The 14328-nt window shown below is 56.5% G+C and carries 12 protein-coding genes; 7 read left to right on the forward strand and 5 right to left on the reverse strand.

Features of this window, described 5'->3' with window-relative positions; translation table 11 throughout:
- Nucleotides 1–52: 52 nt before the first annotated feature.
- The gene (locus tag H7849_RS16935; protein ID WP_186740909.1) at nucleotides 53–1789 is read left to right on the forward strand and encodes an electron transfer flavoprotein-ubiquinone oxidoreductase; all 1737 of its coding nucleotides are present in this window, start codon (nucleotides 53–55) and stop codon (nucleotides 1787–1789) included.
- 111 nt (nucleotides 1790–1900) lie between these two features.
- On the forward strand, nucleotides 1901–2443 hold the full coding sequence (locus H7849_RS16940) for a GNAT family N-acetyltransferase (protein WP_186740911.1): 543 nt from the start codon (nucleotides 1901–1903) through the stop codon (nucleotides 2441–2443).
- A 29-nt stretch (nucleotides 2444–2472) separates the two neighbouring features.
- Here the strand turns inward: H7849_RS16940 and moaA are convergent, their stop codons facing one another.
- Complete coding sequence (gene moaA / locus H7849_RS16945; RefSeq protein ID WP_186740913.1) at nucleotides 2473–3519, reverse strand: GTP 3',8-cyclase MoaA; 1047 nt, start codon at nucleotides 3517–3519, stop codon at nucleotides 2473–2475.
- A gap of 51 nt (nucleotides 3520–3570) precedes the next feature.
- Nucleotides 3571–4569: a hypothetical protein gene (locus H7849_RS16950; protein WP_186740915.1), complete on the reverse strand. Its 999-nt coding sequence runs from the start codon at nucleotides 4567–4569 to the stop codon at nucleotides 3571–3573.
- A gap of 236 nt (nucleotides 4570–4805) precedes the next feature.
- Here H7849_RS16950 and pyrG point away from each other — a divergent pair, with 236 nt between their 5' ends.
- Both pyrG and H7849_RS16960 read left to right on the forward strand, forming a co-directional pair.
- On the forward strand, nucleotides 4806–6449 hold the full coding sequence (gene pyrG / locus H7849_RS16955) for a CTP synthase (RefSeq protein ID WP_186740917.1): 1644 nt from the start codon (nucleotides 4806–4808) through the stop codon (nucleotides 6447–6449).
- 64 nt (nucleotides 6450–6513) lie between these two features.
- Nucleotides 6514–7179 carry a DUF4230 domain-containing protein gene (locus H7849_RS16960; RefSeq protein WP_186740918.1) on the forward strand — a complete coding sequence of 222 codons (666 nt, stop codon included), beginning with the start codon at nucleotides 6514–6516 and terminating at the stop codon, nucleotides 7177–7179.
- 44 nt (nucleotides 7180–7223) lie between these two features.
- Here the strand turns inward: H7849_RS16960 and H7849_RS16965 are convergent, their stop codons facing one another.
- The gene (locus H7849_RS16965) at nucleotides 7224–8003 is read right to left on the reverse strand and encodes an SDR family NAD(P)-dependent oxidoreductase (RefSeq protein WP_186740921.1); all 780 of its coding nucleotides are present in this window, start codon (nucleotides 8001–8003) and stop codon (nucleotides 7224–7226) included.
- 90 nt (nucleotides 8004–8093) lie between these two features.
- Here H7849_RS16965 and ffh point away from each other — a divergent pair, with 90 nt between their 5' ends.
- Both ffh and H7849_RS16975 read left to right on the forward strand, forming a co-directional pair.
- Nucleotides 8094–9467 (forward strand): signal recognition particle protein, encoded by a 1374-nt coding sequence (gene ffh, locus H7849_RS16970; RefSeq protein WP_186740923.1) that lies wholly within the window; start codon nucleotides 8094–8096, stop codon nucleotides 9465–9467.
- Nucleotides 9468–9606: 139 nt separating this feature from the next.
- Entirely contained in the window at nucleotides 9607–10266 is a 660-nt protein-coding gene (locus H7849_RS16975) for a peroxiredoxin family protein (RefSeq protein WP_186747619.1), read from the forward strand.
- Between the two features lie 420 nt (nucleotides 10267–10686).
- Here the strand turns inward: H7849_RS16975 and ggt are convergent, their stop codons facing one another.
- Nucleotides 10687–12369: a gamma-glutamyltransferase gene (ggt, locus tag H7849_RS16980; protein ID WP_186740925.1), complete on the reverse strand. Its 1683-nt coding sequence runs from the start codon at nucleotides 12367–12369 to the stop codon at nucleotides 10687–10689.
- A gap of 135 nt (nucleotides 12370–12504) precedes the next feature.
- The gene (locus H7849_RS16985; protein ID WP_186740926.1) at nucleotides 12505–13833 is read right to left on the reverse strand and encodes an outer membrane protein assembly factor BamB family protein; all 1329 of its coding nucleotides are present in this window, start codon (nucleotides 13831–13833) and stop codon (nucleotides 12505–12507) included.
- 232 nt (nucleotides 13834–14065) lie between these two features.
- Here H7849_RS16985 and H7849_RS16990 point away from each other — a divergent pair, with 232 nt between their 5' ends.
- The gene (locus tag H7849_RS16990; protein WP_186740928.1) at nucleotides 14066–14266 is read left to right on the forward strand and encodes a hypothetical protein; all 201 of its coding nucleotides are present in this window, start codon (nucleotides 14066–14068) and stop codon (nucleotides 14264–14266) included.
- The last annotated feature ends 62 nt before the right edge of the window (nucleotides 14267–14328 follow it).

Consider the following 14328-nt stretch of genomic DNA (forward strand, 5'->3'; position numbering starts at 1 on the left):
TGGCCGATCCAAATAATATGCACGTTTAATCCTGTAAGATGGTCGGTCGACCATGATCACTTTTCGTAAACCGATTGAAGATATTGAACGCCCACAGATGGAGGCCGATGTTGTCATCATCGGCGGGGGGCCGGCGGGGATGGCTTGTGCGCTGCGGCTTTCGCAGTTGATTGATGAGCACAATGCGCATCATCCGGACTCGCAGCTTTCGAAGGACAACGTCTACGTTCTCGAAAAGGCGCGCGAGGTGGGGCAGCATTGTTTATCCGGTGCGTTGCTTGATCCACGCTCGATGCGGGAGCTGCTGCCGGGATTCGAGTCGGAAGCGCCGCTCGATGCCGAGGTCACGAAGGAGTCGGTTTATTTCCTGAGCAAGGGCAACGCGCGAAAGTTTCCGATGGTTCCGCAGCCGCTGCGGGACCATGGCAATTACGTCATCTCGATTAACAAGTTTGTGAAGTGGCTCGGGCAGAAGGTCGAAGAGGCTGGCATTACGGTCTTTACGGGCTTCGCGGGCTCTGAGCTGCTTTTTGACGATGACAGTCGCGATGCCGAGATTGCGCGCGTGGCAGGAGTCCGTACCGATGATAAGGGTGTCGATAAGCAGGGGCAGCAGAAGTCGAATTTTGAGCCGGGATACGATCTGCGGGCGAAGATTACGATTCTGGCGGAGGGCACGCGTGGGAACTGCGCCAAACAGCTGATCGAGCGGCTCGGGCTTGAAGATTTTTACCACGCGCAGACGTATGGGGTCGGGATCAAGGAGCTTTGGGAGATTCCCGCTGGGCGTGTGGCCAAGGGTGAGGTGATTTACACGCTCGGTTATCCGCTGACGACGAAGGAATATGGCGGGGCTTGGATTTACGGCATCAGCGATACGCAGCTTTCGATCGGATATGTGACAGGGCTGGATTACGAGGATCCGCGGACCGATCCGCACCATGTGTTTCAGGATTTCAAGGAGCATCCGTTAGCGCGGAGGCTTCTTGAGGGCGGCAAGATGATTCGCTATGGAGCGAAGACGTTGCCCTATGGTGGATGGCTGACGATGCCGCGCATCTATGGCAATGGCTGGATGATTCTGGGCGACTCGGCGAGCTTCCTGAATTCGCAGCGGCTCAAGGGGATTCATCTGGCGATCAAGAGCGGGATGCTGGCGGCCGAGACGGCGTTTGATGCTCTGCTTTCGGACGACAGCTCTGCCGATACGCTGAGCGAATACAAGACTTCGGTCGATAGAAGCTGGATCTATGACGAGCTCTATCCGGTCAGGAATTTTCATCAGGCGTTTGAGCATGGGCTCTATGACGGGCTGGTGAAAGCCGGGATTCAACAGCTCATGCGCGGCGGCAACCTAGGACCTGACTATAAGAATGAAGCAGGCTATCTGCGCATGAAACATGCGGATGCGTTGAGTCCGTATGGCGATGGGCGCGAGCATTTTCTTGGCAATGCGAAAGGCGATGGCAAGTTGACGTTTGATCGCCTCACGGACGTCTACCACTCTGGCACGCGACACGATGACGATCAACCGGTGCATCTTGTCGTCAAGAATCTGGATATTTGTAACAGCCGCTGTGGCAAAGAATTTGGCAATCCGTGCCAGTATTTCTGTCCGGCTGCGGTGTATGAGATGGTTGAGTCGAGCGAAACGCCTTCGGGCAAGCAGTTGCATATCAACTTTGCCAACTGCGTGCACTGCAAGACGTGCGACATCATGGATCCCTATCAGATCATCAACTGGGTACCTCCGGAAGGCGGAGGTGGCCCGAATTATGATTCAATGTAAGCGACGAATCCGGGCCTAAAGGCCTTGTTACGGATTCGGGATGGTTTCCCAACTTCTACTCATTCTTCGACCTGGCCAAGACTTTGCAGATTGCGTAACGAGCAGAGAATCATGAGCTCCATCTTTCTTCGCATCGCAACTCCTGATGATGTTCCGGCGCTCCGCGAACTGATCGAGCATTCCGTGCGCGAGTTGCAGGCGGGCTGGTATACGCCGGAGCAGATTGAAGCTGCCGTGCACTCCGTCTTTGGAGTGGATCAGCAGCTTATCGATGACGGCACGTATTACGTCGCTGAGATCGGCGGACAGGTGGCTGGATGCGGAGGTTGGAGCAAGCGCGGCACGCTCTATGGAGCCAGCCACTACGATCATTCGCGAAACGATGTAATGCTTGATCCTGCACGCGAGCCGGCACGTATCCGTGCCTTTTTTACCCACCCGAAGTATGCCCGTAAAGGGGTTGGGCGTGCCCTTCTTGAACGCTGCGAGGAAGAGGCACGCAAAGCTGGATTCCATAGTATGGAGATGGCTTCCACGTTGCCTGGAGTTCCCTTGTATGTTGCGCATGGATACGAGGCGCTTGAGACCTTCGACGTTCCTCTACCAGGCGGTCAATCCATCCAGGTGCGGCGGATGGCAAAGCGAATTACATAACCGATGCACTGATCGGGCAAAGAAAGTGATCAGCCGCCGATGTGCACCATGCTGCGCGATGGCTTGAGGAAATCCGGCTCGCCGATATGGTGGCGCGCCTCTTTCCGCTCTACTGTGGAGCGGATAAAAGTGGCAACCTCGTCGTCCGTTGCACCGCGGAGCATGCGCCCGTAGAGGTCGTGATCAAACTGTGAGAACAGGCAGGTACGGATTTTGCCGTCTGAGGTGAGGCGGATTCGGCTGCAGTGGCCACAGAATGCCTGAGAGACAGGGGCGATGATGCCGATCTCGCCGATGCCATCATCGAAGGTATAGCGCTGCGCTGTTTCACTGAGTGTATTTGCTCGCAAAGGAACAACGGGGCGGAACGTGCTGAGACGATTCAACAATTCCCGCACTGGGATAACAGATTCTGGTGTCCAGAGGCGATCCTCTTCAAGCGGCATGAATTCAATAAAGCGGACGATCACATCTTCATCGCGTGCGAATCTTGCGAAGGGGGCGATCTGGTCCTCGTTGAAGCCGCGCAGGAGAACGCAGTTTACTTTCACCGGGCCAAGGCCAACACGCTGTGCCGCGCGGATCCCGGCGCGTACTCTGTCAAAGCTGCCAGGCACGCGCGTGATGCGTGCAAAGATGTCTGGATCAACCGCGTCCATGCTGACGGTGACACGTGTGAGGCCGGCATCCTTGAGCGTCTGCGCCATATCAGCCAGCAAATGCCCGTTCGTCGTCAGAGCCAGATCGAGGGACTCGCCATCAACTGTCTTTAATTTGGCAAGTTCGCGGATGAGGTCCGGCAAGCCCTTGCGCAGCAGCGGCTCACCGCCGGTAAGCCTCACTTTTTCGATTCCAAGATCTACAAAGATGCGCACGATGCGCAGGTAGTCGGCGATGGGAAGCTCAGCATATTGGGCACCGTCGTTGCCTGTCCGGCAATAAACACACTTGTAGTTGCAGCGATCTGTCACGGATACGCGCAGATCAGTAATGGCGCGACCGTGCTTGTCTGTAAGTCGCGAATCGTCATTCGCCTGGGTCTGATTAAGGTCGAAAGTGGGCAGGGACACGACCATTCTTGCTGTTTCCTAGTCTATTCGATGCACGAGTTTGAGGCTAGATACAGGCTATCGCGCTGGCTGGATTGGAGTGAGGCTATTTTTGTTCTCCGGTGAGGTGGGGTCGACGCCAAAATCCCACACATCCAGGTTCACTTCCTGTTGCGAAAGCACTTCCATAAGCGCATATTCTCCGAAACTTAGTGGTTCCTTGGGCACGACCTTCATCCAGCGACTACCGGGCAGAATCTGTGTCGTGGTTTCGACGATGTTTTCTGAATGGGAGATCTTGCCCAGCATGCTGATGTTCATCGCCGCGACGACGCGCAGATTGCGCCGTCCCTGCACGCGCACGATCACATAGTGACTGGTCGGGGAACTGTAGTTGTTCTTGTCCTTTTCTTTTGAACTTGCACCGTGCGTGTCGACTTTCAGGGCTTCTTCTGGAGCCTCGTTTCCGTCGTTGACATCGAGACTGACGTAGATCTCAGGCTGGTTCACATGCAGCTGAAATTTCGAGCGGGCTCCGTCGATCTGGATGAGCTGCTTTGAACCGCCCATGGGATTGACGGCGGCCTTCAAGACGTTGTGACCGAGCGCCTTGTTGAGGTCACCATTGCTTTGTTGCAGTTTGACCAATTCAGGCGTGCCCTGGAAGGTATCCAGAACCCAGACACCACTCTCGTCCGGCAGCCGCAACCCCTTGGAGACAAATGGCATTCGCGCCAATTCTGCGGCGCGCTCCGCACGTTCTTCCTTGTCAATTTCGGCTGCGTCGCCCTGTTCGGCTTTCTCGCGGGCCGCTTCGGCAGCCGCCAGCGCGCCTGGCTCGTGCTCTTTGTTCCACTTGTCAGTCGCCGGCCAATCGATCAGATCTTTGGGAATCTCTTCCCATTCGCCGCCACGTTCGGCACTTTTGTAACGGACGCGGTCGCCTACAATCTGATATTGCGACACGACCTGGTAAGAACCATCCTTCAGGATGAGCCGCTTGTTCGCATTCTGGGAGAGAGCAGGCAGTGCGCAAAGCACCAGAAATGCGAGCAGGATGGAAGCCAGACCTTTCATAGTGCGTCTTTTAGACGAAATTGCGGTGAGCGGCGTCACTTGTGTCCCTGTTATATCTCACAAAATGACTTAGGGTTTTATCGATCTTTAGACCGGGTAGGATGCAAGTCCAAGTATTTAAAGCTTTGGTTCGTGGCGATTCCTTCGGCCTCTATCTTTCTTATTAAAGTCCGGGTAAAATCAATTGTGCCTACCTGGTACGCCAATCAAAACCACAGGAAAAAGGTGAAGCAGCGATGTCCGCAAAGTACATCTTTGTGACCGGCGGAGTTGTGTCCAGCTTAGGAAAGGGTTTAGCCGCTGCATCGATCGGCTGCCTGCTGGAAGCGCGAGGATTGAAGGTCAACCTGATGAAGTTTGACCCTTACCTCAATGTCGATCCGGGGACGATGTCGCCCTTTCAGCACGGCGAGGTCTTCGTCACCGATGACGGCGCGGAAACCGATCTCGACCTTGGCCACTACGAACGCTTCACCCACGCCAAACTCACCCGCGATAACAACCTCACCACTGGCCGCATCTACGAACAAATCATCACCAAGGAACGCCGCGGCGACTATCTTGGCAAGACCGTTCAGGTTATCCCCCACGTCACCAACGAAATCAAGAACGCGATGCGCAAGGTCGCGGCAGACTGCGATGTGGCCCTCGTAGAAATTGGCGGGACCGTAGGTGACATCGAATCGCTGCCATTCCTTGAGGCCATCCGCCAGATGCGACAGGAGTTGGGCCGTGAGAACACGGTGTTTGTGCATGTGACGCTTGTCCCCTGGATCAGCGCGGCGCAGGAACTGAAGACCAAGCCAACGCAGCATTCGGTCAAGGAAATGCTCTCGATTGGAATCCAGCCGGATATTCTGCTTTGTCGCAGCGACCGCTCGCTAAACCGCGAGATTAAGAGCAAGATTGCTCTCTTCTGCAATCTGGAAGAGAAGGCTGTGATTACGGCCAAGGATGTGGAATCGATTTATGAGGTGCCATTGTGCTTTGCGCAGGAAGGCGTAGATGCTTTGGCGCTCAAGTATCTGCATCTCGAAACACGCGAGCCGGATCTGAGCCGTTGGATGAACTTAGTAAATCGCTGCTACAACCCGCGGGATGAGGTCTCGATTGCAATTGTCGGCAAGTATGTCGAGTACGAGGACAGCTATAAGTCGCTGAAGGAAGCGCTTGTGCACGGGTCGCTGGCGCACAACCTGAAGCTGCGCGTGACTTGGATTGAGGCTGAAGGGCTTGAGGTCCCCAACTACGAAGAACAACTGAAGGACTTTGATGGGATTCTCGTACCCGGTGGCTTTGGCAAGCGCGGCATTGAGGGCATGCTCAATGCAATCCGCTACGCACGCGAGAACAAAGTACCGTACTTTGGCATTTGTCTTGGCATGCAGACGGCCTGCATTGAATTCGCCCGGAATGTCTGCGGCTTGCACGGGGCGAATTCCAGCGAGTTTGACCCGGCAACGCCGCATCGCGTGATCTATAAATTACGCGAGTTGACTGGCGTGGAAGAAATGGGCGGCACGATGCGTCTCGGCGCCTGGACCTGCGTCCTGCAGCCAGATTCTCTGGCTTCAAGAGCGTACGGGGCGACGGAGATCAGTGAGCGCCATCGCCACCGCTATGAGTTCAACCGCGAGTATGAGGCTCTGCTGACAGGCGGCGGGCTGCGGATTACGGGAACGACTCCGGATGCAACCTATGTAGAGATTGTCGAGATTCCGGACCATCCCTACTTTCTTGGCTGCCAGTTCCATCCAGAATTCAAGTCGAAGCCGCTTGAGCCACATCCGCTCTTCAGCGCGTTCATCAAGGCCAGCTATGCGAACAGGGTTGGCGAGGACGAGGTTCAATTGGCTGGGGAACGAGTTTTGCGCGGTTAAGCAGATCAGAAATTATTTGCTGATTTGAAGCCCACATTCTGGAACAGCGCCATCTAAAGCTCCCATGAGCATCGTACCCATTCTGGATCCTGTGGAAACACCGAGAAAATCGAGCGCAGGTAAGGTTCTGCTTGCTCTCTTCCTCGGACTGATTCTTGGCGCGGCTGCCCTCGTGTGGTTTGTGCGGCATGCAACGAATGGCTTATGGAACGAGATTGCGGCCAAGGTCACGGGACGCAGTCTATCGCTTGACTCCTCCCTTCCTACTGTCATCGAGAAAATCCAGCAGCTGCAACGGCTGGAGGCGGTCGTTTACACGATGGACAAGGTCGTCGAAGGCTCGCGCGAAAATGCGTACCTGCCGAGTTTTCTGGCTGGCGACAAGCTTTTGCTCGTAGTGCATGGCCAGACGATTGCCGGAATTGATCTCAGCAAGTTCAAACCCAGCGATATTCAAATCGATGGCCGAGCCGTGCGCGTGCATCTACCGGAGCCCGAGGTCTTCACCACCACAATCGACAACTCGAAAACCCGGGTCTACTCACGCGAGACAGGCCTGCTTGTCGGGGCTGATCCGAATCTTGAAAGTGAAGTGCGTGCCCGTGCTCAGCAGGACCTGCAGCAGGCGGCAGTCGATGACGGAATACTGAATACTGCCCGCAAGAACGCCGCTGCGACTGTCACGACCTTGCTGCTCGGTTTAGGTTTCGAGACCGTTCAGGTCACATAGCGGCACTTGCTGTTACGATTCGTGCTACTTCAAGCGAAATTGCCTTAGACGATTGACTTGACAACGCCGCCATCGACGCGAATGGCAGACCCTGTCGTTCCGGACGCCGCTTCACTGCAGAGAAACACGACCATCGCGGCAATCTCATCGATTGTTTCAAAGCGCTTCAGCAGGCTGGTTGGGCGCACGTGCTCAAAAAAGTCGCGGGCTACGTCTTCTTTGGTCTTGCCCTGCTGGCTCGCCAGACCTTCCACGAAGGTTGAGACTCCCTCGCTTTCCGTTGGCCCTGCGAGAACTGAGTTGACGGTAACGCCGCTGGCGGGGAAAGACTCGGCGATGCCGCGAGCGACCGCGAGTTGGGCGGTCTTTGTCATCCCATAGTGCACCATTTCAGCGGGAATCTGCAGTGCAGATTCGCTGGAGATGAAGATGATCCGTCCCCACTTCTTCTGGAGCATTCCGGGCAGGTAATGGCGCGTAATGCGGACTCCGGAGAGCACATTGGCCTCGAAGAAACGCGTCCATTCCGCATCCTCGATGTCGAGGAAAGGCTTTGCCTCAAAGATTCCGAGATTATTTACCACGATGTCGAGGTCTTTGACCCTGGCGAAGAGCCTCTCTGAGCCTTCCTTGGTGGTGAGATCGGCGGCGATTCCGTCGACTTTGCCCTCAATCTCGCTTACGGCTCGGTTCACGCGCTCTTCGGTGCGGCCATTGACGTAGACGAACGCTCCCTCCCGCGCCAGCTGCTTCGCGATGGCGAAGCCGATTCCCGCGGTGGAACCCGTAACTAACGCTCTCTTGTGCTTTAAGCCCAAATCCATAGCTCGCTCCTGTTGATTCTCGTAGCAGTAGATTCAGCAGACAAGCGGGGAGATGCAGGGCAGAGCCGCTGGTAAACTAGACGAGAAGCTATGTTTGAAAATCTTTCAGAAAAACTGCAGCGCGCGTTTAAGAACCTTCGCGGGCAGGGCACCATCTCCGAGGAGAATATCGGCGAGGCCCTGCGCGAGATCCGCGTTGGGCTGCTCGAGGCCGACGTCAACCTCAACGTCGTCAAGGACCTGATCGAGCACATCCGGGCCAAAGCTGTCGGGCAGGAAGTGATGACAGCGCTGTCTCCGACCGAGCAGGTCATCAAGATCGTGCGCGATGAGCTGATCGCTCTGCTGGGCAAGGATACGGCGCGGTTTCAGTTTGCCTCGAAGCCACCGACGGTCATTCTTATGGCTGGCTTGCAGGGTTCCGGTAAAACAACGACTTCTGGCAAGCTGGCGGCGTGGCTGCAAAAGGGCGGACATCGGCCGATGCTTGTTTCCGTTGACGTGTATCGCCCTGCGGCGCGTGAGCAGCTGAAGGTTGTGGCCAAGTCGATCAAGGCCAATCTCTATGAAGGCGATACAAAGGGCGAGGTTGCCGGAACTCCGCTGGTGGAGCGGTTGGCGAAAGAGGCGCGGCGTGAGGCAGTTATTTCGGGTTGCGACACGCTGATTGTCGACACCGCAGGTCGTCTGCATATCGATGAGGATCTGATGGGCGAGATGGAGTCGCTCAAGAAGCTGCTCTCGCCACAGGAGATTCTGTTCATCGCCGACTCGATGACGGGGCAGGACGCCGTTAAATCCGCAGACGAGTTCCATAAGCGGCTGGCTTTGACGGGTATCATTCTGACCAAGATGGATGGCGATGCTCGCGGCGGCGCGGCGCTGTCGATTCGGCATGTGACCGGACAGCCGGTGAAGTTCATCGGCATGGGCGAGAAGCCGGATGCGTTTGAGCCGTTCCATCCGGACCGCATTGTGAGCCGCATTCTCGGCATGGGCGACATCATGACGCTCATCGAGAAGGCAGAAGAGAAGCTGGATCGCAAGAAGTCTGAGGAGTTTGCGCGCAAGGCACTCTCAGGCGATGGATTCTCGCTGGAAGACTTTCGCGACCAACTGCGGCAGATCCGCAAGCTCGGGTCGCTGCAGAGCATTATGAAGATGCTTCCTTCGGTCGGACCTTTGGCTGGCATGCAGCAGATGGCCGATCAGGTGGATGAGAAGCAGTTTGTTCGCGTCGAAGCGATCATCAACTCGATGACGCAGAAGGAACGGAACAATCACGAGATCATCTCGGGCAGTCGGCGGAAGCGGATTGCGAATGGTTCTGGAACAACTGTGCAGGAAGTGAATCAGCTTCTGCGGCAATACGCGCAGATGCGAAAGATGTTCAAGAACGTCGGTAAAGGTGGAATGTTGCAGCGCCGCGCGATGGGGATGTTGGGCGGAATGCGCGGACGGTAGTTGAAACCGGGGCTAAAGCCCTTTCTTAACGTTCCCTAATTCACCGGCCTGAAGGCCGGTGCTTCTACCCAGCCTTGGCCAAGATTAGCGGCAAAATATGGCCATTTTCGCGGGTTTAAGTTCGATTTTTTTGGCACTTATGATTGACCTCGATCACCGTTTACAGGATCAGCTCGACGAGATTACCACCAACACGCGCAACCTTGTTCAGCCGGAGCGGCTGGCCATCAGCGAGCATGCTGTAGAAGATCTTTTTGCGAGTGGGATCGAGGAGCGGATTCTTCCGGTTGGAGCGAAGGCTCCGGAGTTTGCCCTGCCGGATGCTTCGGGGCGGCTGGTGCGCTCGTCTGATCTGCTGGCGCTTGGGCCGCTGGTAATCAACTTCTTCCGCGGGCGCTGGTGTCCTTACTGCATGACGGAGTTGGAAGCCTGGCGCGATCTTTATCCCGTGGTCCGGGAACACGGTGCGTTGCTGGTTGGGATTTCTCCGCAGATGGCACGACAGAGCGACTTTACCGCTGGACAGCACGGGATTCCCTTCCCGTTGCTGCATGACTCGCATTGCGACGTGGCGCAGCATTTCGGGATTGCGTACAAGGTTCCTCCGTTCCACCAGAAATACTTCCGCAGCATTCTGGTGAATATTCCATTCATGAACGGGGATGAGAGCTGGATGCTGCCTCTGCCTGCTACCTATGTGCTTGCGCAGGACGGTACGATCCTCTTTGCCGAGGCGCATGCCGATTTCCGGGTTCGTCCTGAACCGGGCGAGCTTTGGAAGTACCTGCCTCCGCGGTAGCTACCCCTCCCCCTTTGTTACTGGTACCCTCCTTTATTTTCAATGACTTGCGCGGGGATCATCCCTCGCTAACCCGCTGATTTCATTCGGCTTAGGTCGATTCTAGTGTTTTCAATCACTTAGCGAGGGATCCCTTACCTGAAAAGTGAAACGCCCGCTTCAGGAGCGGGCGTTGATCGTGAAAAGTTCTTCTATTTCTATGATAGCAATTTTCGCGAAATAGTACGCCAGCTGGGTTCGTCGTAGAAGTCGTTCGGTTTCATTCATTTAACTGAGGTTGCATGTGTTCAGAGACTTGACAAGTTCGGCTGTGGAAAAGATGGCCATCTGGTTTATGAAGCCCGGTTTCTCGGACGACTCGTCGGACGCAACCCCAACCGCCATCGAGTTGTAACCAGATGAATTGCCTCCCGGCTGCGATCAGGGCCTGGGCGGAGCCTCGGGGATGGCGGCGCCGTCGGCTCGCGGATCGGAGGCGCCGTACTTGATGCCGCTGGCGCTGTCGTAGAGGATGGCCTGACCGCGTCCCATGGTTGTTGAATACTGCTTGCGCACATTGAGGACATGGCCCATGGCTGTGAGTTGCTGAAGGGTCTCGGGCGGGACGCGGGATTCGATGAGGATGCTGCAGCCGAGTTTGCCGCTGACGGTGAAGCGGGCTTCTTCCATCGCCGCCTGAACGTTCATGTGGTAATCGACGACATTGGAGACGAACTGGGCGTGAGCCAAAGGCTGATTCATGCCGCCCATGATTCCGAAGCCGATATGCTCTCTTCCGCGCTCCATGAAGCCGGGGATGATGGTGTGAAAGGGGCGCTTGTGACCGGCGAGAGCGTTCGGGGATTTGGTGTCGAACGAGAAGAGACCGCCGCGATTCTGCAGGACGAAGCCCATGTCCTCGACCGTGACTCCGGAGCCGAAAGCTGAGTAGTTGCTTTGGATGAGCGAGAGGATGTTGCCCTCGCGATCGACGATGGTGAGGTAGGTAGTGTCGCTAGCAGAGAGCGCACCGGGGGCGACGGTGCAGTTGGCTTTACCGGGATCGATGAGGGGGGCGCGTTTCGCGGCGAAGGCTTTCGAGAGCAGCTCAGATACGGGGATGGTGCTGAATCTGGGGTCGCCGTCATACGCTTTGACGTCGGCGTAGGCGAGCTTCATGGCCTCGATGCGGGTGTGCAGTTCGGCGGTGCTGAGCGGGCCGTCGGGGGCCGGCTGCGACTGCTCCATGATGTTGAGCATTTCGAGCGCGGCGATACCGTCGCCGTTCGGTGGGAGCTCGTAGACCTTCCAGTCGCGATAGGTGGTGGAAACGGGATCGACCCACTGGGCGGAGAATTCGCTGAGATCATCGGCGGTCATGGCGCCGCCGTGACTGGCTGAGGTTTTGAGGATCGCTTGCGCGATGCCTCCTTTGTAGAAGGCGGATTCGCCTTTGTCGGCGATGAGGGTGAGGGCTTGAGCAAGGTCGGGATTGCTGAAGATCTGACCTAGTTCAGGGGACTTGCCATTCGGCAAGAAGACCCGGCGGCTCTCAGCATCGCCTGCCAGGCGCGGCGTGGCTTCTTCCCAGTAGGACTGCAGAGCCTCAGGCAAGGGGTAACCCTGCTTTGCATAAGCGATGGCAGGCTGGAAGAGCGTGGCCCAGGGGAGCTTGCCGAAGCGGTCGTGAAGCTTGGTCCATCCGTCGACGACGCCGGGTATCGTGACGGAGTCAATTCCCGCCTGCGGCATTTCGGTGATTCCTTTGGCGCGGAGATGGTCGATGGTGAGGGCTTTGGGCGCCCAGCCGCTGGCGTTGAGTCCGTAGAGCTTGCCGGTTTTGGCTTCCCAGTAGATGGCGAAGAGGTCGCCGCCGATGCCGTTCATCATAGGCTCAGCTACGCCGAGGACGGCATTAGCGGCGATTCCGGCGTCAATGGCCGAGCCGCCCTGTTCGAGGATGCGGGCACCGGCCTGCGAGGCTTGAACGTAGCTCGTGGCTACCATTCCGTAGGGCGTAACGACCATGGAGCGGCCGTAGGAGCGGTCTTCTGCGATGGAGGATGGGACAAACATCAGGAAGATGAGGCAGACAAGCCGGGGTTTGAGCAATAGAGATCGCATGGTTCTCCTGCGCACTGCTTGCAAAGGCTGAGGGAACGCGAGAATCATACAACGGGCGGGACAGAAAGGCGGCAGATTGCAAACAGAGACTGCGCGACTCACGGAGAAGTCGTCGTTTTACGGCGGAGCGCTTGCTTAGTCGATGGCGTAGAGGTTGCCGTCGGCTGTTCCGATGTAGACGACATTTCCGGAGATGACAGGCGAGGAAAGAATCGTCCCTACGCTGTGGAGTTTGCTGATGCCTGCGAGCATGTCGTCGTAGAAGTTCGATGTGAAGGCGGCTTCGTAGTTGGGATTGCCATCGGGCTTGGAGTAGTTTGGGAGGTTCTGGCGCGAGGCTTCTGACTGGAAGGTGGAGATGGGCTTTCTGCTGGTGAGGTCGATGGCGATGAGTTTGCCATCTTGTCCGGCTAGATAGAGCGTGTTGCCTGCGATCGATGGCGACGCGAAGATGGGCCAGTGAAACTTCAGAGTTTCGACGGGTGCTCCGGTTTGCGCGTCGAGGATTTCGAGGAGTGCCGTATCGGATGTGGCGAAGTAGACTTTGCCGTCCTTCACGACGGGCGAAGAGATGACCCACGAGCCTTTGTTATCGAAGCTCCAGCGCTTCTGGCCGGTGGCGGCGTCGAGCGCGTAGAACTTTGAATCGCGGCAGCCGAAGTAGACGACGCCGTTGTCTACTGTGGCTGAGGACTGGATACCGACCTGGTTGTGGATGTCGGGGTCTTCGCCGGTTTTGAAGCGCCAGAGTTCTTTCCCCGTAGCTGCATCGAGGGCGTAGAAGTAACTGTCCCAACTGCCGATGTAGAGTTTGCCATCGGAGATAGCGGGCGAGGCGTGCACTACGTCTCCGGTTTTGAATTTCCATTTGAGTACGCCAGTTGCGGCGTCGAGCGCGTAGATGTTGCCGTCGCCGCTGCCGAAGTAAACAGTGTTGTTCCAGATCGATGGCGAGGAGAGGTATACGTCGAAGGGATCGGGCATGGTTTCCCCTTCGGGGACGGAGCCGTGCAGGTGAGTCGCGGCATAGCGGCGCTCGCCTGCGTTGCGAAATTTCCATTGCGGCTTGCCGGTGGTGGTGTCGATAGCGTAGAAGTTGCCGTCATAACTGCCGAAGTAGACGAGGCCGTTGGCGACGGCGGGTGATGATGGAACGCGGGCTCCGGTCTGGAACTTCCACTTTTGCGATCCTGTCTGTTGATCGATGGCGTATAGGTTGCCGTCGTTGCTGCCGATGTAGACGACGCCGTTGACGATGGCGGGCGATGAGATGACTTCGTCGTGCGTATGGAATGTCCACTTGATGTTGTTGAGCTTTGGCGCGCCAGAGGAGGCGTAGATGCCGGAGTGCGCGAGGTCGTTGCGGAACAGTGAGGAGTTCGGCGACGTATCTTGCGCAAGAGCAAATGTGCAGATGAGCAGGATGGGCAGGAGCATACGGGCTTGCGGTCGTGCTGCTTTCATCGTTGGCAGGCGAGTTCCATGAGGTGAAGCTGAGTGTAGTGCTGTCGCAGCTATGTGCAACTTGGTTTGGGATGAGTTGCGCGCTCAGCGTGACGAACCGGCCTGAAATACAGATGCCAATTTCAGCGGCGCTAAAAGCGCTTCCATTTGTCCACAAAAACTTTCTTAGAACTCTTGTCGCCTTTCGTTGGCGGCTTCCGATTTCTCCAAGTAAGGAAAAGGAGACGGACGCTTGTTAAAGATTGCAACAGCGATATGTATGTTGGTTGTGCTGGTGGAATCGGTTCCGGTGTTTGCTGCGAAGCATGAAATCGATCAGGCCAGCGTGAAAGCGGACGGGGGATTCCCGTTCAAAATCGTTGCGAATGCTTCAGCCGTACAAGCCGAGGATGATCCGCCTTGTGTGCTGGAGAACAACGGAATCCGTCCGTAGTTTGAGAAGGCTCCCCCTCTCCCCCAAAATGCGAAACGCCAGTGAACAGTTTGTTCACTGGC

It is taken from the genome of Alloacidobacterium dinghuense, assembly GCF_014274465.1.
Classification (GTDB): domain Bacteria; phylum Acidobacteriota; class Terriglobia; order Terriglobales; family Acidobacteriaceae; genus Alloacidobacterium; species Alloacidobacterium dinghuense.